Raw genomic sequence first — 25301 nt, 5'->3', positions numbered from 1 at the left:
AAGGGGCGGATGGTCGCCCACCCGCCCCTTCTCCGTTCCTGATCGAGGATCAGGCCTTCGGGCCGACGCCCGATGCGGCGGCGACTTCGGCGGCGAAATCGCTCGTCTCGCGCTCGATGCCCTCGCCCAGCTGCAACCGGACATAGTTGGTCAGCGCGATGCTGCCGCCCGCATCCTTGGCCGCCGCCGCGACGACGTCCGCGATCTTGGTCTTGTTGTCCATGACGAACAGCTGGTTCAGCAGGCTGTTCTCCTTGCGGAACTTGGCGATCGCGCCCTCGACCATCTTCTCGATGATGTTGGCCGGCTTGCCGCTCTCGTTCGCCTTTTCCATCGCGATCGCGCGCTCACGCTCGACCAGGGCGGCGTCGAGGCCTTCCTCGGTCAGCGCCTGCGGGCTGGCGGCGGCGATGTGCATCGCGAGCTGCTTGCCGAGCGCTTCGATCTTGGCGACGTCTGCGTCACCCTCGAGTGCGACGAGCACGCCGATCTTGCCGAGGCCGGGGGAGGCCGCGTTGTGGACATAGGCGACGACCGCGCCCTGCTGGACCGAGACGGTGCGCGCGCGGCGCAGAGCCTGGTTCTCGCCGATCGTGGCGATGTTCGCGGTCAGCTTCTCCTCGACCGTGCCACCCGTCGGGTATGCGGTCGCCTTCAGCGCGGCGATGTCGTCACCGGTGGTCAGCGCAAGGCCGGTCACGGTGCGGACGAAATCCTGGAACTGCTCGTTCTTGGACACGAAATCGGTCTCGGAGTTGACCTCGACCGCGGCGCCCTTCTTGCCTTCGACCACGACGCCGATCAGGCCCTCTGCCGCGGTGCGGCCGGACTTCTTGGCGGCGGTGGCGAGGCCCTTGGTGCGCAGCCAGTCGACCGCGGCTTCCATGTCGCCGCCGGTTTCGGTCAGCGCCTTCTTGCAATCCATCATGCCCGCGCCCGAGCGTTCGCGCAGGTCCTTTACGGCCGCAGCGGTAATGTCCGCCATGTCATGTTCCTTATCGAGAGGGTCCAGGCGCGCCTTATGTGGCAGCGCCATGTTGCACATATGCGTACCCCCGCGCAGGCGGGGGTCCAGTTCGACAGGTCGGGACTGGACCCCCCGCGCGGGGGCACGAACGAGCGATCAGGCGGTCGCGAGCGCTTCTTCGACCGGCGGCTCCATCATGGCGCCGAGGTCTTCACCGCGGGCGGCACGGCCACCCTGGTTGCCCTGCGTCGCGGCCGTCGCAACGGCATCGCAGTACAGGCGCAGCGCGCGTGCGGCGTCGTCGTTCGCCGGGATCGGGAACGCGATGCCGTCGGGGCTGACGTTCGAATCGAGGATCGCCACGACGGGAATACCCAGCGTGTTGGCTTCCTTGATCGCCAGCTCTTCCTTGTTCGCGTCGATGACGAACATCACGTCCGGGATGCCGCCCATGTCGCGGATGCCGCCCAGCGAAAGCTCGAACTTGTCGCGCTCGCGCGTCAGCTGGAGCACTTCCTTCTTGGTCAGGCCGTGCGTGTCGCCCGACAGCTGCTCCTCAAGCGACTTGAAGCGCTTGATCGAACCGGAAATGGTCTTCCAGTTGGTGAGCATGCCGCCCAGCCAGCGATGGTTGACATAGTGCTGGCCCGAACGGCGAGCGGCCTCTGCAATCGGCTCCTGTGCCTGGCGCTTGGTGCCGACGAACAGGACCTTGCCGCCGTGCGACACGGTCTGGCCGATGAAGTCGAGCGCGCGCGCCATGAGCGGCACGGTCTGCGACAGATCGAGGATGTGGATGCCGTTGCGATCGCCGAAGATGTAGGGCTTCATCTTGGGGTTCCAGCGGTGCGTCTGGTGGCCAAAATGTGCGCCTGCGTCGAGCAGGTCATGCATCGAGACGGTGGGTACCGCCATGGGATAGTCTCCTTCCGGTTATACCTCTGCAGGGCAGTGACCGGGACGTATCACACGTCCGCAGCACCGGTTTATGACGCCCTGCATGGGGAATATGGCGCAACTAGCCGCGTTCGCAGCACAAATCAAGGCTTGATCAGGGAACAGAAAGGGAACATACGGAACCGTCAATGATCGCGGCGGTTAACCACTTCACGGCTGGCGGGATCACCGGATGCTTCGGCCAAGGAGAGTTTCGTGCTTCATTCCCTCACGTTCGCATTCTTTACGGTCATCCTGTTCGCTTCCGTCGCCGGTTGCATCGCGCAGTTGATGGCGTCGAAGACCTTGATCCTGTCCGCCTTGCAGCTGCCCCCCGCTGCCGTCTCCGTCGCGCCGGTGTCGGCCGGTGTAGCCCGTGTCCGGGTCCGTTATGTGGCAAGCGCGCGCCGCGTCACGCCGTCGCTTCGCGTAGCCGCCTGACCTTTCGATAGGCGGTCATTCCGAACGGGATGGCCGCGATATACGCGATGCTGGCTACAGTCAGCGTCGCCCACGGCGCGCTGATGAGTGCACCAGTCACCACCGCAAGTCCCACCAGGGCGCCAAACCGGACACCGTGGCGAAGGCGCAGCGCACCCCAGCTGAACGTCGCGATGTCCGAAACCATCAGGAATGCGACCGCGGCGATCCACGGTGCCACGACATACCATTCGCGGAAGATGCCGAGCCCGGTCCAGAGCCAGAGGTAGATCGGCAGGAACGCAAGACCCGCCGCCGCCGGTGCCGGGATGCCGGTGAGGAAGCCGGCCGACTTGTGCGGCTGTTCCTTCGTATCGATCGCGGCATTGAAGCGTGCGAGCCGAAGTGCGCAGCAGACCGCATGCGCGAGTGCGAACGTCCAGCCGAACTGCGGCATCATCTGTAGCGACCAGAGATAGATGACGATCGCGGGCGACACGCCGAACGCGATGACGTCCGACAGCGAATCGAGTTCGGCACCGAACCGGCTTTCGCCCTTCAGCATCCTCGCGATGCGGCCGTCGAGCCCATCCAGCACGCCGGCGAACAGGATCGACAGCAGGGCCTTTTCCCAGTCCCCCGCCACGCCGCCGGCCGCAGAGATCGCGAATCGCACGCCGGACAGGCCGAAACACAGCGCCAGCGCGGTGACGGCGTTCGGTGCGACCGCCCGCAGCGGGATACCGCGTCGCGGCCGATCCTTCAGCCCCACTCGGCGGACCGGCCTCACTGGGCCACCCCGGTGACGGTGATCGACTCGCCAACCTTCGCCAGCACCGTCTCGCCCGCCAGCGTCCGCTGCCCCAGCGTCACGCGCGGCAATGTTCCGGCCGGCAGATAGACGTCGACCCGGCTGCCGAAGCGGATCAACCCGACGCGCTGCGCCTGCGCGACGATGTCGCCCGGCTTCACGAACGGCACGATGCGGCGCGCGACCAGCCCGGCGATCTGCGTAAAGCCGATCCGCGTGCCATCGGTGCCTTCGACCAGGATGTGTTGACGCTCATTGTCCTCGCTCGCCTTGTCGAGGTCGGCATTGAGGAACGCGCCGGAGATATAGACGACCCGCCGGATCGTGCCGGCAATCGGCGACCGGTTGATGTGCACGTCGAACACACTCATGAAGATCGACACGCGCGTCATCGGCAGGTTGCCGAGCCCGTCCGGGCCCTCGAGCTCGCGCGGTGGCGCGACGGTGGCGATCATGGTGATCAACCCGTCGGCCGGCGCGATGATCAGCCCCTCCCCGCGCGGCGTGGTGCGGATCGGATCGCGGAAGAAGGCGGCGACCCACGCCGTGATGCCGATGAAGACGAAACCCAGCTCGTCCCAGATAAAGAACAGCAGCAGAACGGTGATCGCCGCGGAGATGAGGACGAACTTCCGACCGTCCGGATGGACGGAGGGAAAGCGCCATTTGATCGTAGTGGTGCCGACGTCCGGCTTTTCGAGCGATGTCATCGTGCTATCGTAGCAGCCCCGGGCCGTGAGACAATGACGGCGGTGCACCCGCGACGCACCGGGGACACCACCCTTCCCGCCCCGCGCCGGTTGATCCCGGCGGCACTGTCCCGTAAGCGAGCCGGGACTTTCCTCCCCCGGAACAAGGCGTAGCAACATGGCCAAGATCAAGGTGAAAACCCCCGTCGTCGAAATGGACGGCGATGAGATGACCCGCATCATCTGGGCCTGGATCCGTGAGCGGCTGATCCTCCCCTATCTCGATATCGACCTGCAATATTACGATCTGGGCATGGAGAATCGCGACGCCACCGACGACCGCGTCACGGTGGAGAGCGCGCATGCGATCCAGAAGTACGGCGTCGGCGTGAAGTGCGCGACGATCACCCCGGACGAGCAGCGGGTCGAGGAATTCGGCCTGAAGAAGATGTGGAAGTCGCCCAACGGCACGATCCGCAACATCCTGGGCGGCGTCGTCTTCCGCGAACCGATCGTCATCAAGAACGTCCCCCGGCTGATCCCGGGCTGGACCGACCCGATCGTCGTCGGCCGCCACGCGTTCGGCGACCAGTACCGCGCGACCGATTTCAAGGTGCCCGGCCCCGGCAAGCTCAAGATGATCTGGGAAGGCGAAGACGGCCAGCGGATCGAGGAGGAAGTGTTCAACTACCCGTCCGCCGGTGTCGCGATGGGCATGTACAACCTCGACGATTCGATCCGCGATTTCGCGCGCGCATCGATGAACTACGCGCTGCAGCGTGGCTGGCCGCTGTACCTGTCGACCAAGAACACGATCCTGAAGGCCTATGACGGCCGCTTCAAGGATCTGTTCGCCGAAGTGTTCGCCGCGGAATTCGCCGACAAGTTCCGCGACGCCAACATCGTCTACGAACATCGCCTGATCGACGACATGGTCGCATCGGCGCTGAAGTGGAGCGGCAAGTTCGTCTGGGCCTGCAAGAACTATGACGGTGACGTGCAGTCGGATCAGGTCGCACAGGGCTTCGGCTCGCTCGGCCTGATGACGTCCGTCCTGCTGTCGCCCGACGGCAAGACGGTCGAGGCCGAGGCGGCGCACGGCACCGTCACGCGCCACTTCCGCATGCACGAGAAGGGCAAGGCGACGTCGACCAATCCGATCGCGTCGATCTTCGCCTGGACCGGCGGCTTGAAGTTCCGCGGCCAGTTCGACGGCACGCCGGAAGTGACCAAGTTCGCCGAGACGCTGGAGCGGGTCTGCATCGAGACCGTCGAGCAGGGCGCGATGACCAAGGATCTGGCGATCCTGATCGGGCCGCAGCAGCCCTGGATGACGACCGAGCAGTTCTTCGAGGCGATCGTCCAGAATCTCGAGAAGGCGATGAACGTTCCCGCCTGACGGAACGCGTAACGGAATCCCCCGTTCTGGTGGGACGAACGGGGGATTACATGGCTAAAAGTACACGTGCTCGGCTGGAGGTGCGCAACGCACTTCCGGCCGATTCTGTCGCGATCATCGAGCTTATCAAGCGCGTCTATCCGCGCATGGGCAACTATGCCGAGGGCCAGATCCGCGGCCAGATCAACAACTTTCCCGATGGCCAGTTCGTCGCGGTCTATGACGACGATGTCGTCGGTTACTGCGCCTCGTCGCGGCTGGACGAGACGGTCGTCATGTCGCCGCACGACTGGGAACAGATTTCGGGCAACGGGTTCGGTTCGCGTCACGATCCGACCGGCGACTGGCTCTACGGGTTCGAGATGTGCGTCGACCCGGACCGCCGCGGTCTGCGGATCGGCAAGCGGCTGTACGAGGCGCGGCGCGCACTGGCGGAGCGGCTTGAGCTGCGCGGGATCGCGTTCGGTGGGCGGCTTCCGGGCTATCGCCGCGTGCGCGACCGGGTCGACGGGCCCGAGGGCTATCTCGCCGGGATCAAGGAGGGGACGCTGCGCGATCCGGTGATCGGGTTCCAGCTGGCGAACGGGTTCGAGCCGGCCGGAATTCTGCCGCGCTACCTGCCGGAGGACAAGCAGTCCGGCGGTGCGGCTGCGCTGATGATCTGGCGCAACCCCTATGTCGATCCGAACGAGGCGCCCGAATTCCGCGTGCCGCGCGGCATTGAGAGCGTGCGTTTGGCGACGGTCCAGTTCCAGACGAAGCCGGTCAAGGATTTCGCGGAGTTCATCAAGAACGTCGAATATTTCGTTGATATCGCGTCGGATTATAAAGCCGACTTCGTGGTGTTCCCGGAGCTGTTCACGCTGGCCCTGCTGTCATTCGAAAAGCAGGAGTTGTCGCCGATGGAGGCGATCGACCGGCTGACCGAGCATACCCAGCCGCTGATTACGGAACTCAGCCGGATGGCGCTGGAGTATAACGTCAACATCATCGGCGGGTCGCACCCGACGCGGACCGACGACGGCGATATCCAGAACATCACCTATGTCTGCCTTCGCGACGGGTCGGTCCACGGTCAGGAGAAGATCCACCCGACGCCGAACGAGCGTTACTGGTGGAAGATCAAGGGCGGCGACTCGCTGGACACGATCCAGACCGACTGCGGCCCGATCGGCGTGTTGATATGTTATGACAGCGAGTTTCCGGAACTGGCCCGGCGGTTGGCGGACGGTGGCGCGCGGATCATCTTCGTGCCGTTCTGCACGGACAGCCGGCAGGGTTATCTCCGCGTCCGCTACTGCGCGCAGGCCCGGGCGATCGAGAACCAGTGTTATGTCGTGATGTCGGGCAATGTCGGCAACCTGCCGAACGTCGACAATATGGACATCCAATATGCCCAGTCGGCGATCCTGACGCCGTGCGACTTCCCGTTCGCGCGCGACGGCATCGCGGCGGAATCGACCGAGAATGTCGAGACGCTGACGATTGCCGACGTGAACCTGGCCGACCTGACCTGGGCTCGCGCCGAGGGCACGGTGCGCAACCTGGCCGATCGCCGGTTTGACCTGTACGCGATCGACTGGAGCAACCGGCCGCACGGCGAACAGCCGCAGGTCGACAGCCGGCCGATGGGGAGCCGCGCACCCGGCGGCGGCTGACGCCTTACGTAACAGGAAGGGGTGACACGGCGCGTCGGATGTCGAATGGTCGCGCGATGGCGCTACCGATCAACTCCGACGCATTCAGCGATGCCCTCGTCATCCTCGGCGCGGCCGGTCTGGTCATTCCCGCCTTTGCGCGCGCCCGGGTCAACCCGGTCATCGGGTTCATCCTGGTCGGCATGCTGGTGGGGCCGGCCGGGCTCGGCGCGTTGTCCGGGCGGTTCCCGTGGCTCTACCACATCACGATATCGAGCCCGCACGCGATCGAGCCGTTCGCGGAATTCGGCATCATCCTGCTGCTCTTCTCGATCGGGCTGGAGCTGTCGTTCCGGCGGCTCTGGTCGATGCGGACCGACGTGTTCGGGCTCGGGGCGGCCGAACTCGTGGTGTCGGCTGGGTTGATTGGCGGCGCGCTGTTCCTGCTTGGGCAGGAACCGGCGGGCGCGATGGGGCTCGGGCTCGCGCTCGCGCTGTCATCGACCGCACTGGTGCTGCCGATCGCCGGGATGCGGAGCGCGGTGGGCAAGGCGGCGTTCGCAATGCTGCTGTTCGAGGATCTGGCGCTGGTGCCGATCATCTTCCTGCTCGGCGCGCTTGCACCGATGTCGGCCGATGCAGGGTGGGACGGGCTGGTCCGGACATTGCTGATCGGCGTGGCGACGGTCGCGGGCATGATGGTGCTCGGTCGGCTACTGCTGCCCCGGCTGTTCGCGCAGGCGGCGCGCACCAAGAGCCCGGAGCTGTTCCTGGCGGCCAGCCTGCTCGTCGTGATCCTGGCGAGCGTCGCGACGACGGCGGCCGGACTGTCGCCGATCGTCGGCGCGCTGCTGGCGGGCATCCTGATTGCCGAGACGGATTATCATACCGAGGTGGAGGCGATGACCGCGCCGTTCCGCGGGCTCGCGCTGGGCGTGTTCCTGATTACGGTCGGCATGTCCCTCGACCTGCGGTTGATCGCGGGCAGCTGGGTTCCGCTGGCGACTGCGGTTGTAGGTGTCGTGATCGCCAAGACGGTCGTCACTGCGGTGCTGCTCCGGCTGCGCGGGGCCACGCGCGGGCTGGCGGCGGAGGTTGGCCTGCTGATGGCGTCGCCGTCCGAGACGACGCTGATCGTGCTGGCCGCCGCGGCGCAGGCGCAGCTGATCCAGGCGTCGACCGCGTCCTTCTGGCAGATCGTGACCGCGCTGGGGCTGACCATCACGCCGCTGCTCGCACGCGTCGGCAGCGATTTGTCGAAGCGGGCGGAGCGCAACGTCAAGACGGAGCTGCCGGAGGCGAGCACCGACACCGAGCGGACGGTCATCATCGGCTGTGGGCGGGTCGGTCGGCTGGTCGCGCAGATGCTCGACGCACACAAGCAGCCCTATGTGGCGATCGAGGCGGATGTCGACGCGGTCGCTCACGCCCGGATGCGCGGCTATAATGCGCAATATGGCGACATCGTGCGGCCCGGCATGCTCGAGCGGTTGCAGCTGGAGACGGCGAAGGCGCTGGTGCTGACGATGGACGATCCGGTCCAGCTGGTGCGGATCACACGCAAGGTGCGGCTGATGCATCCGGCGCTCACGATCGTTGCGCGGGCGCGCGATCCGAACCATGCGGCCGAACTTTACCGCGCCGGCGTGACCGATGCGGTGCCGGAGACGCTGGAAAGCTCGTTGCAGCTATCGGAGGCGGTGCTGGTCGATCTGGGCGTCGCGATGGGCCCGGTGATCGCGTCGATCCATACGAAGCGCGCCGAACTGCGCAGCAAGATCATGGAGATGGGGGCGGTCGATCACGAGCCGCCGATCCAACGGCGGCGGCTGAGCGATCTGGCGGCTGATCCCGTGGTGGAGTGATCTCCGGGCGGAAATCAGGGTAAATTGCTCAATTGACCAACCCATCCATGCCGAACGCATTCTAGGCACAATCCCACTAGCGAAGCGGTTGGCTTCGCGTGGCATGGACGGGTTAGAAAAGTAGTGCCTAACCGACGATCGTTTCCGGCCTACGGCCGAGCGCGGTTGCGAGAATCTTGAGCCGACGTTCGACCGATTCGCCCGCCAGATCGCGGTGGTCCGCGGGCAAGGTCAGCGTGATCGCGTCGCCGGCGAGTGCGACGCTGCTGCCCGCCAGCGGACCGGCCACGCCGCCCGACAGGCGCTGACCGAGGCGCATCGCGTGGCCCCAGCGGTCGGCCATGGCCTTGTCCTCGGCCGTGAACAGGCGGTCGAGCAGCGGCACCGGCAGCGTCCCGCCGAAGCTGGTGTAGAGCGCGCGGGCGACGATCGCCCGGCCACGTGCGTCGATGCCGACCCAGTTGCCGTGCAATGCGGTGTCGAGGCCGCGGGCGGCGCGGAACTCGGGGTGCGCACGCCAGCCGACGTCGCCCAGCAGGCAGGCAGCATGGCGCAGGCGGGCGTCCTCTGCGCCTTCGTCCGGGAACAGCGGGGCAATCCAGTTATGGAGCAGGTCGCCATGCTCGGCGAAGCGGCCCTGACGCCCCCCCTCCTCCCGCGTTGCGGTAATGAGCGGATCCTGCCGCCGTTCCGCGACCGGCAAGGTGTCGTGCAACAACCCTTCGCGCAGGCCGTAGGCGGAGGCGACGAGGGAGCTGGTCTGCAGCTGGCGCACCACGACGCTGAGCAGGGCGGCGGCATCGGGCAATGTCGGCAAGCGCGATGCGGACAGGCCGATAACCTCGCGCAGCCGCTTGCGGTCGATCTGCGCCAGCACGCGGACAAGCCGTGCGGCACGGTCGGATGGCATGCGGTAATGATGGATGATCGGCAGCGGCCAATCCTCCAGATACATGTCGAGCCGGGCCAGCGCGCGCCACGATCCGCCGACGAGATAGAGCGGCAGCCCCGCAGGGATGTCGGTCCAGCCGGCTGCGTCCAGCCCGGCGGCGACGGTGCGTTGCAACGCGCCGGGCCCACGCGCGCGAATCGCAGCGAGCCGCAGGACGCCGAGCGGCAGCGACAGCTTCTCGTGCACCGTGCCGCTATGGACGCGGATCAGTTCGAGGCTGCCGCCGCCGAGGTCGCCGACGATGCCGTCCGCCCCCGGAATGCCGGCGAGCACGCCCATGCCGGCCATCGTGGCTTCCTGATCGCCGGACAGCAGTTCGACCTGCAGGCCAAGCGCCTTGATCTGTTCGAGGAACAGCGCGCCATTGCGGGCGTCGCGGACCGCGGCGGTGGCGACGGTGCGGAGGCTCGATACCTCCATTTGGCGGGCCAGCGTCGCGAACCGTTTCAGCGCGGTCATGCCGCGTGCGATTCCGTCCTGCGCGAGCGCGCCGTCCTTGGCCAGCCCCTTGCCGAGGCCGGCCATCACCTTTTCATTGAACAGGATGACCGGGGTGCGGGTCGGCGCGTCGTAGACGACGAGGCGGATCGAGTTCGATCCGATGTCGATGATGCCGATGCGGCCCGACGGGGCGGCCTCATCCCGGCGGCGAAAGATCGGTAAGGCCATGGCCGGGGAAGTAGCCGAGAAGGTCTGGTACTTCTACCCCTTGCGGCTATGTCCCGCGCTTCAAACTGAGCTTCGGCACCGCGCCGCTGCGCGCCTCGCCGCGGCCGGACAGCGACGGGTTGGTCATGAAATAACGGTGCAGGTTGAAGTGGCGGCGGCCGGTGTGGACCCGGTCGTAACTGCCGTCGGGCAACAGCTGCCACGTCTGCTCGTCGTCGATCAGGTTGGCGACCATCACCTGTTCCAGGATCTGCGCGTGGACGGTCGGATTCTCGATCGGCAGCAGATATTCAACGCGCCGGTCGAAGTTGCGCGGCATCCAGTCGGCGGACGAGATGTAGACCTTCGCCTGCTTGTTGGGGAGCGCTGCACCGTTGCCGAAGCACATGATGCGGCTATGTTCCAGGAACCGCCCGACGATGGAGCGCACGCGGATATTGTCGCTAAGCCCCGGTACGCCGGGACGCAGGCAGCAGATGCCGCGAATGATGCAGTCGATCTGCACGCCGGCCGCCGAAGCGCGGTACAGTTTCTCGATGATCGCCGGATCGACGAGCGAGTTCATCTTGATCCAGATCGACCCCTCGCCCCCTGCCCGCGCCGTGTCGATCTCCGCGTCGATCAGTTCGGCCAGCCGTTCGCGCATGCCCATCGGCGAGATGGTGAGCAGTTCCATGTCGTGCGGTTCGACATAACCGGTGATGTAGTTGAACAGCCGCGCCGCATCGCGCCCAGCGCGCGGATCGGCGGTGAAGAAGCTGAGGTCCGTGTAGATTCTGGCGGTGACCGGGTGGTAATTGCCCGTGCCGAAGTGGCAGTAGGTCCGGTAGGTGCCGTTTTCGCGGCGCACGACCATCGACACCTTGGCGTGCGTTTTCCAGTCGATGAAGCCGTAGACCACCTGCACGCCGGCGCGCTCCAGCTGGCTGGCCCACATGAGGTTCTGTTCCTCGTCGAAGCGCGCCTTCAGCTCGACCACCGCGGTGACGGACTTGCCCGCCTCCGCCGCGTCGACCAGCGCGCGGATGACGGCTGACTGCTTGCCCGCGCGGTACAGCGTCTGCTTGATCGCGACCACGTCGGGGTCCTGTGCCGCCTGTTTGAGGAAGGCGAGCACCACGTCGAACGATTCGTACGGGTGATGGACGACGATGTCCTTCGACCGGATCGCCGCGAAGCAATCGCCACCATGTTCGCGGATGCGCTCCGGAAAGCGCGGGTTGAACAGCGGGAATTTGAGGTCGGGGCGGTCTTCCTCGACCAGTTGCTCCAGATCGGCGATGCCCAGGAAACGGCCGGTGTCGGTGATGATCGCGTCGGCGCCGCCAATCTCTTCCTTGATCAGCTTTTCCAGATTTTCCGGCATGCCGACTTCCATCACCAGCAGGATCACGCGACCCTTGCGGCGGCGCTTGATGGCCGAGCGGAAGTAGCGGACGAGATCTTCGGCCTCCTCCTCCAGCTCGATATCGCTATCGCGGATGATGCGGAACGCGCCATCGCCCTTCACTTCGTAACCGGGGAACAGGATGTTGGTGAAGCGGCGGATGACGGTTTCGATCGCCACATAGCGCGCGCGCGGGACGATGCCGTCCTGCGTCGGCAGGTCGGGGAGCCGCACGAAACTGGGCAGACGCGCGGGGACCATCAGCAGTTCGCGGATCGGCTCGTCGTCGGACAGCCGGCGCAGGTCGAAAATCAGGCTGAAGCCCTTGTTCGGGATGAACGGGAAGGGGTGCGCGGGGTCGAGCGCCTGCGGGGTCAGCACGGCGAACACCTGTTCCCGGAAGAACGCCTCCAGCCACGGTGCCTCGTCGTCGCGGATGTCGGCGAGGTCGAGAACGTCGATGCCGGATGTCGCCAGCGCGCGACGGATCGCGGACCAGACACGCTGCTGCGCATCCATCAGCCGGTCGGCTTCCTCGGTGATCGCGCTCAACTGCTGCGCCACGGTCAGCCCGTCGGGCGAGCGAGTGTCGACGTCCTGGAGCAGCTGCCCCTTCAGCCCCGCCACGCGGACCATGAAGAACTCGTCGAGGTTGTTGCCGGAGATCGACAGGAAGCGCAGCCGTTCGAGCAGCGGGTGGGCTTCGTTGCACGCCTCGTCCAGCACGCGCTGGTTGAACGCGAGCCAGCTGAGTTCGCGGTTGAAATAGCGTTCGCGCAGCGCGATCGGTGCGGCGGGATCGGACGCCGCGGTCAGCGTTGCGTTGTCGGTGGGATCGGTCGTTTCCATGGCGCGGACTCTAGCCGATATCGGATGACTCGTCGATGAATCCGCAGGCGGCCAGCGCATCGCGAGCGAGCGGTACGGTCAGTCCGCGTTGCCGGACAAGTGCCGCGGTATCGAGCGCATCGACGATCCGCGCGATCGCGACATGCGTCCGGTCGATCCGGGCGAGGACATAGGTCGCGACCGCGGGCGGCAGCGCAAGGCCGCGCGCGCCGAGTTCCTTGTGAAGCAGCGCGGTCGCCAGCGCATCGTCCGGGTGGCCGAGCGTGACGACGGGGGTCGCGGCGAGCCGAGATTTGAGGTCCGGCAGCGTTGGCGACCAGAGCGGGGTCGGCTGGTCCGCGATCATCAGCAGCGGGCGGCGATCGGACTGCGCCCGGTTCCAGGCATGGAACAGATCCTCTTCGGACTGGCGATCCGCCGCGTCGATCAGGGTGCCCCCGCTCTGCGCGGCAAAGATCCGGCCGAGCAGGCTGCGGCCAGACTTGCGCGGCCCGACCAGGACAGTGGCCATGACGGGCCAGAGCGCGAGGTGATCGAGGTGGCGGACGGCGTCCGTGTTGGTGGGGGAGAGGATGAAGTCGTGCGCCGCCGCGTCCGCCGGCCAGAGGAGCGGCAGCGCGATCTGGTTCACGGCGTTGGGCCGGGTTCTGCCGCTGGTGGTGCCGCCGCCGCGGGCGCTGCGTCGCGGGTGGTGCGGCGCAGCCGGAAGCTGTTGTTGCCGGTCTCCTCCGCCCGGATGCCGCGCGCGCCGAGCGCGATCGACAGCGCGGCGGCGTCACCCTGGAACAGCACGCGGCCGATCGACAGGCCGCCGATCGCCAGGCTGGATGTGCTGAACGAGCGGACGCCGGGGATGGAGCGAATCGTCTGCTCCGTGGCGGTCAGAGCGGCAGCGTCGGGCGTGTCGATCTCGAGCGAAAAACTGGTGCCGGCGGTGTCCGCTGCGTCGCTGGCAGCGGTTTCGGCCGCGGCAGTGTCGAGCGCGTCCTCGATCGCCGGTTCCTCGACCAGCATTGAATCGGGATACAGCCCGCCCGTCCGCAGCGCATCGGCATAGGCGACATCGATCCGCCGGACGCCCTCGTCCAACAGGCGCGGGATGCTGGCGGATGTTTCGGTGCGCAGGACGAAGCGGTCGATCACCGTCCCGTCGGGACCGTGCCGCGCAGTGAAGGTGGCGACGACCGGCCCACCGGGGAAGCTGCGCTTGATCGACACCTCCGGCACCAGCACGTCGGATGCTCCATATTGATCGAGCAGCATGCGCCACCACGCACGGCCCGGCCGACGCGATTGCGCGACGTTCAGGAGGAGCGGGTCAGCCCCCGTCCCCACCGGCCGGACATAGTCGATCGGACTGCCGCCGGTGCGGAACCGCGCCCAGGCCTGCTGCCACTGAGTGCGCAGTTCGAAACTCTGCGGCGCGCCGCCGGACCACATGACCGGGATGGTCAGCATCGGCGCGGACCGCCGCACCTGCCCGCCGACGCCGAGCAGCGCCCCTGCCCGCCCGCGATCGAACAGCACACCGAGCCGGCCGATATAGCGCCGTGCGCTGATCTGTTCGTCCTCGACCACGATGCCCGCGACGATCGAATCGAGCGTCGAATCGGGCAGCCGGGGCGCGGCGGCGAACGGTACGCCGTGGACGCGGGCGTAGAGCATGCGCCAGCCCTTGCGCTGCGCCTCGCGCCAGCCGCCGGCGCGTGCGGTGTCGGCGTCCTTGCCCGAAACGTCGACCGTGACGCCGCCGATCTCGTAGCTGGACGTGCTATCGATGGGCGCCACGCCGCGGTCGCCCTGTTCGATCTGGCTGACGGCGATGCCGCCGGCGACGAGCGATGCCGCGCCGGCGAGCGCGATCAGGATGCGCGGAGGGGTCAGAAGTCGGGCCACGAACGCGCTTGTGGCGAGTTGGTCGTGGAAATCCAAGCGCGTTATGTCTAATCGCGCGGACATGGCCACAGACGACACACCTTATACCTATGCCCAGGCGGGCGTTTCGATCGCGGCGGGCAATGCGCTCGTCCGGGCGATCGGCCCCCTGGCGCGGTCCACGCGGCGGCCGGGGGCGAATGCGGAACTCGGCGGTTTCGGTGGGTTCTTCGACCTGAAGGCGGCGGGTTACACCGATCCGCTGCTGGTCGCCGCGAACGACGGGGTCGGTACCAAGCTGAAGCTGGCGATCGACAGCGGGCAGCACGACACGGTCGGGATCGACCTCGTCGCGATGTGCGTCAACGACCTGATCGTTCAGGGTGCGGAGCCGCTGTTCTTCCTCGACTATCTGGCGTGCAACAGCCTGGACGTGGGCCAGGCCGAGACGGTGGTCGCGGGAATCGCCGAGGGGTGCCGCATCGCGGGCTGCGCGCTGATCGGTGGCGAGACGGCGGAGATGCCGGGCATGTACGCGCCGGGCGACTATGACTTGGCCGGCTTCTGCGTCGGCGCGGTGGAGCGGTCCGACGTGCTGGACGGCGACCGGGTTCGCGCCGGCGACGTGGTGCTGGGGCTCGCGTCGTCAGGGATCCACAGCAATGGTTATTCGCTCGTCCGGCGGCTGGCGGCGGACAAAGGGTGGAAGCTCGATCGTCCGGCGCTGTTCGACCAGGACGTGATGCTGATCGATGCACTGATGGCACCGACGCGGATCTATGTGAAATCGCTGCTGCCGGTCGTGCGGTCCGGGCGGGTCCATGCGCTGGCGCATATCACCGGCGGCGGGTTGCTCGAGAATATCCCGCGCGTGTTGCCGGACGGGCTGCACGCCACGATCGATGCAGACGCCTGGGTGCAGCCGCGGTTGATGGCGTATCTGCAGGCACAGGGGAATATCGAACCGGGCGAGATGGCGCGGACGTTCAACTGCGGCATCGGCATGGCGGTCGTGGTGGCGGCGGACGATGTCGACGCGGTGACTGCCGAACTTGAGGCTGCAGGCGAGACGGTTTTCCGGATCGGCGCGATCGACGCGGGTGAGAAGGGCTGCACCGTGCGTGGTTCGGCCGAGAGCTGGAGCGGGCGCGGCGACTGGTCGGCCACGTTCCATGGCTGATCCGCGTGTGCCGGTCGCGATCCTGATTTCGGGTCGCGGGTCGAACATGGCGGCGCTGATCGCGGCGGCGGAGGCGGACGATTGCCCCTACCGTGTCGTGCTGGTCGCGGCAAACGATCCGGCCGCGGGTGGGCTGGCGATCGCCGAGGCTGCCGGGATCGCGACCTTTGCACTCAGCCACAAGGGCATGCCGCGCGCCGCGTTCGATGCGTTGCTCGATGCGGAGATCCGCCGCGCCGGGGCGGAGTGGATCGCGCTCGCCGGTTATATGCGCGTGCTGTCGGCGGAGTTCATTTTGGGTTGGGCCGGGCGGATCGTCAACATCCATCCCTCGCTGCTGCCGCTGTACAAGGGGCTCGACACGCATGCCCGCGCAATCGCGGCGGGCGATGCGGAGGGCGGCTGTTCGGTGCATATCGTGACGGCCGAACTGGACGACGGGCCCGTCGTCGCCCAGGCCCGCGTGCCGATCCTGCCCGGCGACGATGCTGATACACTGGCGGCGCGCGTGCTGCCGGAGGAGCACCGGCTCTATCCCGCAACTCTGGCCGAACTGGTGCGCCGATGACCGATCGTCAGGACAAGGCCGAGGCCGCACGGGTCCGCCGCCGCTGGGTGACGATGGGCGAGGTGTTGGCGGTGGCGGCCGTCACCATTTCCGGGCTGACGTTGTGGAACAGCTATACCGAGCGGCAGGACGTTCGCGTGGAGAAGGCGGGCGAGGTCGCGAAGGCGAGCGTCGCGAACCGGACGTTGCTGTTGAAGGCGACCGCGGACCGCTCCGCAGCGACGCTCGACATGACGCCGCTGAACGCGGAGCAGAGCATCCAGAGCCAGACGATCGCGTTCCCGTCCGCCCTGGGCGTGGCAGCGGTCGATACGACGGGCGATGCGCGGATCGAGGCCGGCTGGTTCGACGATGCGCTGGTCCGGGCGCGCAAGTCGGCCGGGTTGCAGGCCGAGACGCGTGGGGACGAGCGGCTGCCGGTGCTGCTGACGACGCGGTACCTGGCGGAGGGTGTCGCGATGACGGATCGGGCGATCTACGACATCGGCTATGCGACCGACACGGCGTTCCTGCAGGGCACGGATGTGCGGTTGCGGGGATTGTCGCTGGTGGCGCGGGTGAAGGGTGACGATGGGGTGAAGCGGGTGGATGCGCTTTGGGCGCGGAAGGCGCGTTGATCGTCTGAGCGTTGCTTGGAAGCTTGGTTAGCCCAAGCCACTCCCCCTCTCCCAACCCTCTCCCCGTTGGGGAGAGGGCTTTGATGGTGGGGAGGTAGCGCTTCACTGACGCGACGGGCTCCCTCTCCCGGCCGGGGAGAGAGGCTTTGGCTGGACCGAAGTCCGAACCAAAGCCCAACTCATCACCCAACGATTTCTTCTGGCTTAAAGAAGTACGCGATCTCGATCGCGGCGTTCTCGGCGCTGTCCGAACCGTGGACGGTGTTGGCTTCGATCGATTCGGCGTGGACCTTGCGGATCGTGCCCTCGTCGGCGTTGGCCGGGTTGGTGGCGCCCATCACTTCGCGGTTGCGAGCGACGGCGTTCTCACCTTCCAGAACCTGGATCACGACCGGGCCGGAGACCATGAAACCGACCAAGTCGGCGAAGAACGGGCGTTCGGCGTGGACGGCGTAGAAGCCTTCGGCCTGTTCGCGGGTCATCTGGATGCGGCGCGATGCGACGACGCGCAGGCCGGCTTCTTCCAGCATCGCGGTGACGGCACCGGTCAGGTTGCGACGCGTGGCGTCGGGCTTGATGATCGAAAAGGTACGCTCGGTCGCCATGGCCGGACGGGCTCCTGTATTAGCGATTGGGGATGGCGCCGCTCTAGTCGGGCGTTGCGTCCCCGGCAAGCGCGGTCGCGCGGCCTTTCAGGCGACGCGCGTCCAGCGGCCGTCCTCGTCCTGCCGCCAGAAACGCCGTTCCAGCCCCTCGACGTCGTTCAGCGATCGCCACGCCGCGCGCGCCGCCTCGATCGAGTCGTCGTCGAAGAAGTGGAAGCTGCGGTCATAGTCGAGCGCCTCGGCCCGCCAGCGCCCGTCGACCAGTGCGACATTACGCGCGGCGTTGAGCGGATCGAGCGTGGTGGAAAGCAGGACGGGCTGGTGCGCCTCGCCCCCCTGCCCCGCACGGCCGTGCGGCAGGAAGGCGTCGGCGGCATAGTCCCACAGCTCGCGGTCGAGCCTTTCGAGCATGTCCGGGTCGTCCGCGACCACGAGCAGGCGGGCGCCGGACCCGGTCACGCGTTCGGCGATACGCGGCAGTACCGCGGCGATGGGGGCGTGTCCGAGATGGTAGAAGTCGACCTGCATGACGCGGCGTCTAACCCGTCCGGCAGGCCGTGGTAAGAGCGCCCGGGCGACGGCCGCGCCGCCCGGACCTGATGACGCGGATCAGCCTTCGAAATTGTCGCGGACGAACCGGTCGAGCAGCCGCACGCCGTAACCGGTCGCACCCTTGTCGTGCAGCGTGCCGGGCTTGGCGGCCCACACCATGCCGGCGATGTCGAGATGCGCCCAGCGGACATCCTTGTCGACGAACCGCCGGATGAACTGCGCGGCGGTGATCGAACCGCCCGGCCGCGGCCCGACGTTCTTCATGTCGGCGATCGGGCTGTCGATCAGCTTGTCGTAGGCATCGCCAAGCGGGAAGCGCCACAGCGGGTCGCCCGACGCGGTGCCGGCGGCGAGCAATTGTTCGGCCAGCGCATCGTCGTTCGCGAACAGCCCGCCATATTCATGGCCGAGCGCGACGATCATCGCGCCAGTCAGCGTGGCGAGATCGACGATCGTTTTGGGCGCGTAGTTCTGCTGCACCCAGGAGATCGCGTCGCACAGGACCATGCGCCCCTCCGCGTCGGTGTTGATGACCTCGATCGTTTGGCCGGACATCGACGTCACGACATCGCCCGGCCGCGTCGCGGTGCTGGACGGCATGTTCTCGACGAGGCCGCAGATGCCGACGACGTTCACGCGCGCCTTGCGGCCGGCCAGCGTCGCCATCGCGCCGACGACCGCGCCCGCGCCGCCCATGTCCCACTTCATGTCTTCCATGCCGGCGGCCGGCTTGATCGAGATGCCGCCGGTGTCGAACGTCACGCCCTTGCCGACCAGCGCCAGCGCAGGGTCGCCCGCATCGTCGGTGCCGTTCCAGTGCAGGACGAGCAGCTGGGCCGCCCGCGCGCTGCCCTGGCTGACGGCCAGGATCGCGCCCATGCCGGCGGCTTCCATCTCCGCCTCGCCCAGCACGCTGACCTTGATGCCGAGATCGGCGAGCGAGCGGCAACGTTCGACGAAGCTTTCCGGGTAGATGATGTTGGCCGGTTCGGTGACCAGTTCGCGGGTCAGCGACAGCCCTTCCGCCAGTGCGGCGAGCGGGGCGTAGAGGTTTGCCGCCTCGTCCCCGCCGCCGACGATCACGATCTCGGTCAGCGTCGGCTTCGACTTGTCGGCCAGCTTCGTGCGGTACTTGTCGTACCGCCAGCTACGCATGAGCGCGCCGAACGCGATGTGCGCGGCCGCCGTTGCGGTGTCGCCGATGCTGCTCCCGGTCAGGTCGACGACCAGGCTCGTCTCGCCCGACGTCAGCAGGCGCGCGGCGAGTGCGGAACCGGCCTTTTCAAGATTGTCGGTCGTCGGTGCAGCCTTGCCGATCCCGGCGAACAGGACACGGGTGGCGGTTTCGCCGCCGGGCACGAACAGGTCGAGCAGCGCGCCTGCGTCGCCGTCGAATCGCTGCGCGTCGGCAGATGCGGCTGCCAGATCGGCAGCATCAGCGTTGGTCTGTGGAAAGGCTTTGCCGTTGACGGGGTAGGCGACGGTCCGGGTATCGGCGGGACGGCTGGCTTCAAAACGGACCTGCATGTGCGTGTCATTCCTTGTTCTGGATCGTCGCCGGGCGTCACCCAGCCGTTGTTGCCTCCCGGAAATGGGAAGTGTGCGAAGGGTTTGCCACCATTCTCCACGGTAAAGCGGTCTCGGGTGCCTTCGATACGGCCTGCCGCATCGACGATTGCAGCCGTCCGGAGTCGATGCGATAGGCGGATACCGGCCATAGCGGCCGAAAAGGGTTGCTGGCTTGCAAGTGAAGACGACCGGCGGGGCAATGGTCTCGCTTGCGATCCTGTTGTCGGGAACGGCCGCGGCGGCCCAGTCGGGGTCGGCGACGCCGCCTGTCGCGACCGGCCAGGCCGCGACGCCCGAATCGACCGCGACGCCCAGCCTGCTGCCGCCCATCGTGGCGCCCCCCGCCGACGTCGGCATCACGGCACCGCTGTCCGACGAGGAAGTGGGCTTCAGCTCCGATACGCTCGATTACGACAGTAACGGTGATATCGTGACCGCGTCCGGGGACGTGCGCATGGTGCGCGCGGGCAACCGGATGCGCGCGGACCGCATCGTCTGGAACCGCAAGACCGGCGCGGTCCGGGCGGAAGGCAATGTTGCGGTCGTCAATCCGGGCGGCGACACAGTCTACGGCGACAGCGTGGACCTGACCGATACGCTGAAGGACGGCGTGATCGAGAATCTGCTGCTGGTGCTGGAGGATGGCGGGCGGCTCGCCGCGGTGCGCGGGACCCGCGTCAACGGCGTCAGCACGCTGGAACGCGCCGCCTACACGCCGTGCGCGGTGACCGATGCGGCAGGATGCCCGCGCACGCCGGTGTGGACGATCAGCGCGGTTCGCGTGGTCCACGACCCCGTCAAGCACCGGATCAGCTACCGCGACGCGCGGTTCAAGCTACTCGGCGTCACCGTGCTATGGCTTCCCGGCTTCTCGCACCCCGACGGGCAGCAGGGCGGCGGGCCCGGGCTGCTTGTGCCCGACTTCCAGATCTCGCGCCTGAACGGCGTCGAGTTCTCGGTCCCATATTATATCAAGATGGCGCCCGGCCGCGACCTGACCATCACGCCGCACGTCTATTCCCAGGTCCTGCCGGCGGTCGAAGGCCAGTATCGCGAACTGACGTCGAACGGCGCTTATCAGATTGGCGGCATGCTGACCTACGGTTCGCGCTCCCCCGCGTCATTAGTGCCGACCGACGTCGATACCGACCGCGGCGTCCGCGGCTACATCGATGCGAACGGCAAGTTCCAGCTCGATCCGAACTGGTCGGTCACCGGGTCGCTGCGGCTGACCAGCGACCGTACGTTCCTGCGGCGGTACGACATCACGAACGACGACCGGCTGCGTTCGGTGCTGAACGTCGAGCGGATTGACCAGGACAGCTATCTGTCGATCGCGGGCTATGCCGTGCAGACGTTGCGCGCCGGCGCCGTTCAGGGGCAGCAGCCGATCGCCATCCCGGCGATCGATTATCGCCGCCGTATCGACGATCCGTTGCTTGGCGGAAAGGTCGAGCTGCAGCTTAACAGCCTGTCACTGATCCGCACCGCGGGGCAGGACACGCAGCGCGCCTTTGCAGGAGCCCGCTGGGATCTGCGCCGGCTGACGACGCTAGGCCAGGAAGTGACGCTGACCGCCTATGCGCGCGGCGACGTTTATCATACTGACAACGGCATCTCGACGCCGACGGTCAGCTACCGCGGTGAAGATGGGTGGCAGGGCCGCGCGATCGTCGCAGGCGCGGTCGACATGCGCTGGCCGTTCGCAGGCACCTTGTTCGGGGGAACGCAGACCATCACGCCGCGCGTCCAGCTGGTGGCGACGCCGCCGCTCAAGAACTCGGATATTCCGAACGAGGACAGCCGCGCTATCGACCTTGAGACGCTCAACCTGTTCGCGATCAACCGGTTCAGCGGATATGACCGGTTCGAGGACGGATCGCGTGCGGTCTACGGCTTGGAATGGGCGTTCGATCGGCCACGGCTGTCGGTGCGGTCAGTGATCGGGCAAAGCTACCGCCTGAGCAAGGAGCCGACGCTGTTTCCGCAGGGGACTGGCCTGACCGACCGGTTCTCCGATATCGTGGCGCAGACGACCATCCGATACGGTCGGTTTGCGGCACTGACGCAGCGTATCCGGCTCGACAAGGACGCCTTCACCGTTCGGCGCAACGAAATCGACGCGACCCTGGGCGGGCGGCGCACCTATGCGACGGTCGGCTATTTCCGCCTGAACCGGAATGTCGACACGGCAATCGAGGATCTGCGCGATCGCGAGGAGATCCGAGTGGGGGGCCGGGTCCAGATCACCCGCACCGTGTCCGTGTTCGGATCGACCGTGGTCGATCTGACCGGGCCGCGTGAGGACCCCGCCGTCATTTCGGACGGGTATCAGCCTGTGCGGCAGCGGATCGGCATCCTGTATGCCGACGAATGCCTGGAGGTCGGCGCGACCTATCGCCGCGACTACGACATCATCGGATCGACCCGGCGCGGCAGCACCGTCGCCGTCAGGCTGGCGCTCAAGAACCTCGGGCGCTAAGCTGAGGTTCAGGCGGGGGCCGATAGGGAACCTTTTCCCTGTTGCGGCGTGGGACTTTGTGAATTGGAGCATATCTTGGGTGCATTACGAAGGCATCGGGTCGGGCGTGCCGCGCTGTTGGCGGCGGGTCTCGGCTTCGGGGCGGTCGCACTGGCGCAGACAGTGGACGACAGCGTCGGGCCTGCGGTCCAATCGATGAACCTGCCCAACGACCTGACCGTGTTCGGCAAGGTCGACCCGAACGTCCGCAAGGCGACCGCAATCGTCAACGGGACGATCATCACCCAGACCGACATCGAACAGCGCCTGGCGCTGGTGCTGGCGGCGAACGGCGGCAAGGTCGAGGGTGAGGAGCGCGAGCGGCTGAAGCTGCAGGTGCTGCGCAACCTGATCGACGAAACGCTGCAGATCCAGGAAGCCAAGGCGCGCGACATCGTCATTACCCCGCCCGAGATTCAGCAGACATACACGCGCGTTGCCGGCAACTTCAAACGGACGCCCGCGACGTTCGGCGCGTTCCTGCGCGAACAGGGATCGTCGGAAGCATCGATCAAGCGGCAGATCGAGGGCGAGCTCGCCTGGCGTCGGCTGCTCAGCCGCCGCATCGAACCGTTCGTCAATGTAGGCGACGACGAGGTTGCCGCCGTGATGGCGCGAATCAACGCTAACAAGGGCGCGGAGGAATTCCGGATCGGCGAGATCTTCCTGTCCTCCACCCCCGAAACGTCGGCGGCGACACTCGCCAATGCAAACCGCATCGTCGAACAGGTCCGCAAGGGCGGGTCGTTCCTCGCCTATGCCCGCCAGTTCTCGGAAGCCTCGACCGCAGCGGTCGGTGGCGATCTCGGCTGGGTGCGCGCCGAACAGCTGCCGCCTGAACTGGCGACGGTAGCGCAGACGATGCAGCCGGGTTCGGTCAGCGTACCAATCGCGGTGCCCGGTGGTTATTCGATCATCGCAGTCGTCGATCGTCGCACCGGTGGCGGCGTTGATGCGCGCGATGCGGTGCTCGCGCTGAAGCAGGTCAGCATCAAGTTCCCGGCCGGCGTGACACGCGAACAGGTGGCGCCCGACGTCGCTAAGTTCGGTGCGGCAATGAAGACGGTGCGCGGTTGCGGTTCGGTCGAGGCGATTGCCAAGACGCTGGGCGCCGAGGTCGTCGACAACGACCAGATTCCGGTCCGCGGCCTGCCCGCCGCACTCCAGCAGATGATGCTCGACCTCCAAATCGGCCAGGCGAGCCCGCCATTCGGTTCGGTCGAGGACGGCGTTCGGTCACTGGTGCTTTGCGGCCGTGACGAAGCCAAGGCGGCGGCCGGCCCAGACGCCGCGACGATCCAGTCCCAGTTGGAAGAGGAACGCGTCAACCGCAGCGCGCGGCGTTACCTGCGCGATCTGCGACGCGACGCGGTGGTCGACTATCGCTGACGATCCCGCCACGCCGCTGGCCGTCGCGCTGGGCGATCCCGCCGGGATCGGTCCCGAGATCGTGGCGAAAGCCTGGGCGCTGCGCCAGGTCCACCGCCTGCCGCCGTTCTTCGCGGTGGGCGATTGCCGCGCAATCCGCGCGGTGTGGGACGGTCCCGTCATGCGCATCGCCGATCCGTCGGAGGCCGCCGGGGTGTTCGACGAGGCACTGCCGGTGGTACAGGTCGAGGACGCGGCCGACATCGTGCCGGGCAAGCCCAACATGGCGGGCGCGCGCTGCTCGCTTGATGCGCTGGAACTCGCCGCCGGGCTGACGCGGTCGGGGGTCGCCTCCGGCTTGGTCACCGCGCCGGTGTCGAAGGCGCAGCTCTATGCGATCGGGTTTGTCCATCCGGGGCAGACCGAGTTCATCGCCGAACGCTGCGGCGTGGCCGCGGACAATGTCGTCATGCTGCTGGCCGGACCGACGTTGCGCACGGTGCCGATCACGACGCATCTTGCAGTCCGCGACGTACCGGATGCGCTGTCGATCGAACTGATCGTCGCCAAGGCGCGGGTCGCGGAACGCGGGCTGGTCCGCAATTTCGGCATCCTGCATCCGCGGCTGGCGATCGCCGGGCTCAACCCGCATGCGGGCGAGGAAGGGGCGCTCGGGCGCGAGGAGATCGACCTGATCGCCCCCGCGGTTGAGATCCTGCGTGACGAAGGGATCGACATCGTTGGTCCGCTGGCGGCGGACACCATGTTCCACGAACGCGCTCGCGCGCAGTATGATGTGGCGCTCTGCCTTTATCACGACCAGGCGCTGATCCCGATCAAGACGCTGCATTTCGACGAGGGCGTCAACATGACGCTCGGCCTGCCGATCGTCCGGACCGCACCGGATCATGGCACAGCGTTCGGTATCGCCGGGCAGAACCAGGCGCATCCTGGCGCGATGATCGCGGCGATCGCGCTCGCCGGTAAGGCGGTGCGGTACCGGGCGACGTCGGCATGACCACCCCGTCGGCGGCGGTCGTCCTGCCGCCGCTGCGTGAGGTGATCGCCCGCCACGGGTTGGCGGCATCGAAGGCGCTCGGGCAGAACTTCCTGCTCGACGGTCAGCTGCTCGACCGGATCGCGCGTGTGCCGGGTTTGCTCGACGAGCAGCGCGTGTACGAGGTCGGGCCCGGCCCGGGTGGCCTGACGCGCGCGCTTTTGAAGGCGGGGGCGACCGTCACCGCGGTGGAGCGCGACCGCCGTTGTCTGCCCGCGCTGGCGGAACTGGGCGATGCCTATCCCGGACGGCTGACCGTCATCGACGACGACGCGCTGGCGATCGACGAGGCGGCGCTGATGGGACCCGGCGCGCATATCGCGTCCAACCTGCCGTACAATGTTGGCACAGCTTTGCTCGTTCGCTGGCTGACAATAGAGCCGTGGCCGCCCTTCTGGGCGTCGCTAACCTTGATGTTCCAGAAGGAAGTGGCCGAGCGGATCGTCGCGGCGCCGGACACGTCCGCTTATGGCCGGCTGTCGGTGCTGGCGCAGTTCCGCTCGACCGCGACGCTGGCGTTTGCCGTGCATCGCTCCGCATTCGTGCCGCCGCCGAAGGTAACCTCGGCGATTGTCCATCTGGTGCCGGCCGCGCAGCCTGCGGGCGTTTCAATGCGGACGGTCGAACGCCTGACGGCGGCGGCGTTCGGGCAGCGGCGCAAGATGCTGCGGCAGTCGCTGAAATCGGTGCCGGGCGCGGTCGAGGCGCTGGTCGGCCTCGGGATCGACCCGACCCGGCGGGCGGAGACCCTGCCGGTCGCGGACTTCGTGGCGCTGGCGCGGGTACTCGACGGTGCCTCGGCGTGAGC

21 protein-coding genes and 1 pseudogene are annotated in these 25301 nt (G+C 67.2%); 11 read left to right on the top strand and 11 right to left on the bottom strand.

The features are described 5' to 3' along the window. Positions 1-49 precede the first annotated feature (49 nt). Complete coding sequence (tsf, locus tag IEX50_RS00860; protein ID WP_157177577.1) at positions 50-985, bottom strand: translation elongation factor Ts; 936 nt, start codon at positions 983-985, stop codon at positions 50-52. 138 nt (positions 986-1123) lie between these two features. Then, entirely contained in the window at positions 1124-1882 is a 759-nt protein-coding gene (gene rpsB / locus IEX50_RS00855) for a 30S ribosomal protein S2 (protein ID WP_157177576.1), read from the bottom strand. Positions 1883-2119: 237 nt separating this feature from the next. Between rpsB and IEX50_RS00850 the strand changes: the two genes are divergently transcribed. Then, entirely contained in the window at positions 2120-2344 is a 225-nt protein-coding gene (locus IEX50_RS00850; protein WP_157177575.1) for a hypothetical protein, read from the top strand. Here IEX50_RS00850 and IEX50_RS00845 read toward each other — a convergent pair. Together IEX50_RS00845 and IEX50_RS00840 are read right to left on the bottom strand one after the other, a co-directional pair. Further along, positions 2316-3113 (bottom strand): CDP-alcohol phosphatidyltransferase family protein, encoded by a 798-nt coding sequence (locus tag IEX50_RS00845; protein WP_229673557.1) that lies wholly within the window; start codon positions 3111-3113, stop codon positions 2316-2318. The two genes, IEX50_RS00850 and IEX50_RS00845, sit on opposite strands and share 29 nt — an antisense overlap. Further along, on the bottom strand, positions 3110-3844 hold the full coding sequence (locus IEX50_RS00840) for a phosphatidylserine decarboxylase (protein ID WP_157177574.1): 735 nt from the start codon (positions 3842-3844) through the stop codon (positions 3110-3112). Before IEX50_RS00840 ends, IEX50_RS00845 begins: the two co-directional genes overlap by 4 nt. A 157-nt stretch (positions 3845-4001) precedes the next feature. Between IEX50_RS00840 and IEX50_RS00835 the strand changes: the two genes are divergently transcribed. The 3 genes from IEX50_RS00835 to IEX50_RS00825 are packed head-to-tail and all read left to right on the top strand — an operon-like array spanning position 4002 to position 8724. After that, on the top strand, positions 4002-5222 hold the full coding sequence (locus tag IEX50_RS00835) for an NADP-dependent isocitrate dehydrogenase (protein ID WP_157177573.1): 1221 nt from the start codon (positions 4002-4004) through the stop codon (positions 5220-5222). 50 nt (positions 5223-5272) lie between these two features. Further along, on the top strand, positions 5273-6880 hold the full coding sequence (locus IEX50_RS00830; protein WP_157177572.1) for a bifunctional GNAT family N-acetyltransferase/carbon-nitrogen hydrolase family protein: 1608 nt from the start codon (positions 5273-5275) through the stop codon (positions 6878-6880). Between the two features lie 56 nt (positions 6881-6936). After that, positions 6937-8724, top strand: a complete 1788-nt coding sequence (locus IEX50_RS00825) for a cation:proton antiporter domain-containing protein (protein ID WP_157177571.1) — start codon at positions 6937-6939, stop codon at positions 8722-8724. Positions 8725-8851: 127 nt separating this feature from the next. Here IEX50_RS00825 and IEX50_RS00820 read toward each other — a convergent pair whose 3' ends face one another. Genes IEX50_RS00820 through IEX50_RS00805 form a run of 4 tightly spaced genes read right to left on the bottom strand, consistent with a single transcriptional unit; the run spans position 8852 to position 14477 of the window. Continuing rightward, the gene (locus IEX50_RS00820; RefSeq protein ID WP_157177570.1) at positions 8852-10345 is read right to left on the bottom strand and encodes a Ppx/GppA family phosphatase; all 1494 of its coding nucleotides are present in this window, start codon (positions 10343-10345) and stop codon (positions 8852-8854) included. Between the two features lie 46 nt (positions 10346-10391). Next, positions 10392-12581, bottom strand: coding sequence for an RNA degradosome polyphosphate kinase (locus IEX50_RS00815; protein WP_157177569.1), 2190 nt, complete (start codon positions 12579-12581; stop codon positions 10392-10394). A 10-nt stretch (positions 12582-12591) separates the two neighbouring features. Further along, complete coding sequence (locus IEX50_RS00810; RefSeq protein WP_157177568.1) at positions 12592-13212, bottom strand: HdaA/DnaA family protein; 621 nt, start codon at positions 13210-13212, stop codon at positions 12592-12594. Continuing rightward, entirely contained in the window at positions 13209-14477 is a 1269-nt protein-coding gene (locus tag IEX50_RS00805; RefSeq protein ID WP_184075090.1) for a heavy-metal-associated domain-containing protein, read from the bottom strand. Before IEX50_RS00805 ends, IEX50_RS00810 begins: the two co-directional genes overlap by 4 nt. Positions 14478-14538: 61 nt before the next feature. Between IEX50_RS00805 and purM the strand changes: the two genes are divergently transcribed. From purM to IEX50_RS00790, 3 genes and pseudogenes are all read left to right on the top strand, one after another. After that, positions 14539-15636: a phosphoribosylformylglycinamidine cyclo-ligase gene (gene purM, locus IEX50_RS00800; RefSeq protein WP_157177567.1), complete on the top strand. Its 1098-nt coding sequence runs from the start codon at positions 14539-14541 to the stop codon at positions 15634-15636. After that, a pseudogene (gene purN / locus IEX50_RS00795) lies at positions 15629-16201 on the top strand (phosphoribosylglycinamide formyltransferase); the annotation flags it as partial. The gene purM and the pseudogene purN, both read left to right, overlap by 8 nt. Further along, a complete protein-coding gene (locus IEX50_RS00790) occupies positions 16201-16821 on the top strand; it encodes a hypothetical protein (RefSeq protein ID WP_157177565.1) in 621 nt (206 codons plus the stop codon). The pseudogene purN and the gene IEX50_RS00790, both read left to right, overlap by 1 nt. A gap of 182 nt (positions 16822-17003) precedes the next feature. Here the strand turns inward: IEX50_RS00790 and ndk are convergent, their stop codons facing one another. The 3 genes from ndk to IEX50_RS00775 form a co-directional block, all read right to left on the bottom strand. Next, on the bottom strand, positions 17004-17426 hold the full coding sequence (gene ndk, locus IEX50_RS00785) for a nucleoside-diphosphate kinase (RefSeq protein WP_157177564.1): 423 nt from the start codon (positions 17424-17426) through the stop codon (positions 17004-17006). A gap of 87 nt (positions 17427-17513) precedes the next feature. Next, complete coding sequence (locus tag IEX50_RS00780) at positions 17514-17954, bottom strand: DNA polymerase III subunit chi (RefSeq protein WP_157177563.1); 441 nt, start codon at positions 17952-17954, stop codon at positions 17514-17516. An 81-nt stretch (positions 17955-18035) separates the two neighbouring features. Further along, positions 18036-19505 (bottom strand): leucyl aminopeptidase, encoded by a 1470-nt coding sequence (locus IEX50_RS00775; protein ID WP_157177562.1) that lies wholly within the window; start codon positions 19503-19505, stop codon positions 18036-18038. A gap of 241 nt (positions 19506-19746) precedes the next feature. On the opposite strand from IEX50_RS00775, the gene IEX50_RS00770 reads away from it, so the two are divergent. The 4 genes from IEX50_RS00770 to rsmA all read left to right on the top strand — a co-directional run bounded on the left by IEX50_RS00770 (position 19747) and on the right by rsmA (position 25299). Further along, a complete protein-coding gene (locus tag IEX50_RS00770; RefSeq protein ID WP_157177671.1) occupies positions 19747-22029 on the top strand; it encodes an LPS-assembly protein LptD in 2283 nt (760 codons plus the stop codon). Positions 22030-22092: 63 nt separating this feature from the next. Beyond that, positions 22093-23457: a peptidylprolyl isomerase gene (locus IEX50_RS00765; protein ID WP_373285258.1), complete on the top strand. Its 1365-nt coding sequence runs from the start codon at positions 22093-22095 to the stop codon at positions 23455-23457. Further along, positions 23450-24454 (top strand): 4-hydroxythreonine-4-phosphate dehydrogenase PdxA, encoded by a 1005-nt coding sequence (gene pdxA, locus IEX50_RS00760; protein ID WP_157177669.1) that lies wholly within the window; start codon positions 23450-23452, stop codon positions 24452-24454. The genes IEX50_RS00765 and pdxA overlap by 8 nt, the downstream gene beginning before the upstream one ends. After that, on the top strand, positions 24451-25299 hold the full coding sequence (rsmA, locus tag IEX50_RS00755) for a 16S rRNA (adenine(1518)-N(6)/adenine(1519)-N(6))-dimethyltransferase RsmA (protein ID WP_157177561.1): 849 nt from the start codon (positions 24451-24453) through the stop codon (positions 25297-25299). The genes pdxA and rsmA overlap by 4 nt, the downstream gene beginning before the upstream one ends. Positions 25300-25301: the final 2 nt, after the last annotated feature.

This window comes from Sphingomonas prati (assembly GCF_014643515.1).
In the GTDB taxonomy this organism is placed as follows: Bacteria; Pseudomonadota; Alphaproteobacteria; order Sphingomonadales; family Sphingomonadaceae; genus Sphingomonas_R; species Sphingomonas_R prati.
This window is presented reverse-complemented; position numbering and strand designations above follow the sequence as displayed.

Excerpts from the sequence above, each read along its gene's own strand:
- IEX50_RS00815 (WP_157177569.1), bottom strand. The coding sequence starts at position 12,581 with ATGGAAACGACCGATCCCACCGACAACGCAACGCTGACCGCGGCGTCC.
- IEX50_RS00840 (WP_157177574.1), bottom strand. The coding sequence starts at position 3,844 with ATGACATCGCTCGAAAAGCCGGACGTCGGCACCACTACGATCAAATGG.
- IEX50_RS00770 (WP_157177671.1), top strand. The coding sequence starts at position 19,747 with ATGGTCTCGCTTGCGATCCTGTTGTCGGGAACGGCCGCGGCGGCCCAG.
- ndk (WP_157177564.1), bottom strand. The coding sequence starts at position 17,426 with ATGGCGACCGAGCGTACCTTTTCGATCATCAAGCCCGACGCCACGCGT.
- IEX50_RS00825 (WP_157177571.1), top strand. The coding sequence starts at position 6,937 with ATGGCGCTACCGATCAACTCCGACGCATTCAGCGATGCCCTCGTCATC.
- IEX50_RS00790 (WP_157177565.1), top strand. The coding sequence starts at position 16,201 with ATGACCGATCGTCAGGACAAGGCCGAGGCCGCACGGGTCCGCCGCCGC.
- IEX50_RS00830 (WP_157177572.1), top strand. The coding sequence starts at position 5,273 with ATGGCTAAAAGTACACGTGCTCGGCTGGAGGTGCGCAACGCACTTCCG.
- purM (WP_157177567.1), top strand. The coding sequence starts at position 14,539 with ATGGCCACAGACGACACACCTTATACCTATGCCCAGGCGGGCGTTTCG.
- IEX50_RS00775 (WP_157177562.1), bottom strand. The coding sequence starts at position 19,505 with ATGCAGGTCCGTTTTGAAGCCAGCCGTCCCGCCGATACCCGGACCGTC.
- IEX50_RS00835 (WP_157177573.1), top strand. The coding sequence starts at position 4,002 with ATGGCCAAGATCAAGGTGAAAACCCCCGTCGTCGAAATGGACGGCGAT.
- tsf (WP_157177577.1), bottom strand. The coding sequence starts at position 985 with ATGGCGGACATTACCGCTGCGGCCGTAAAGGACCTGCGCGAACGCTCG.
- IEX50_RS00780 (WP_157177563.1), bottom strand. The coding sequence starts at position 17,954 with ATGCAGGTCGACTTCTACCATCTCGGACACGCCCCCATCGCCGCGGTA.
- rpsB (WP_157177576.1), bottom strand. The coding sequence starts at position 1,882 with ATGGCGGTACCCACCGTCTCGATGCATGACCTGCTCGACGCAGGCGCA.
- IEX50_RS00820 (WP_157177570.1), bottom strand. The coding sequence starts at position 10,345 with ATGGCCTTACCGATCTTTCGCCGCCGGGATGAGGCCGCCCCGTCGGGC.
- rsmA (WP_157177561.1), top strand. The coding sequence starts at position 24,451 with ATGACCACCCCGTCGGCGGCGGTCGTCCTGCCGCCGCTGCGTGAGGTG.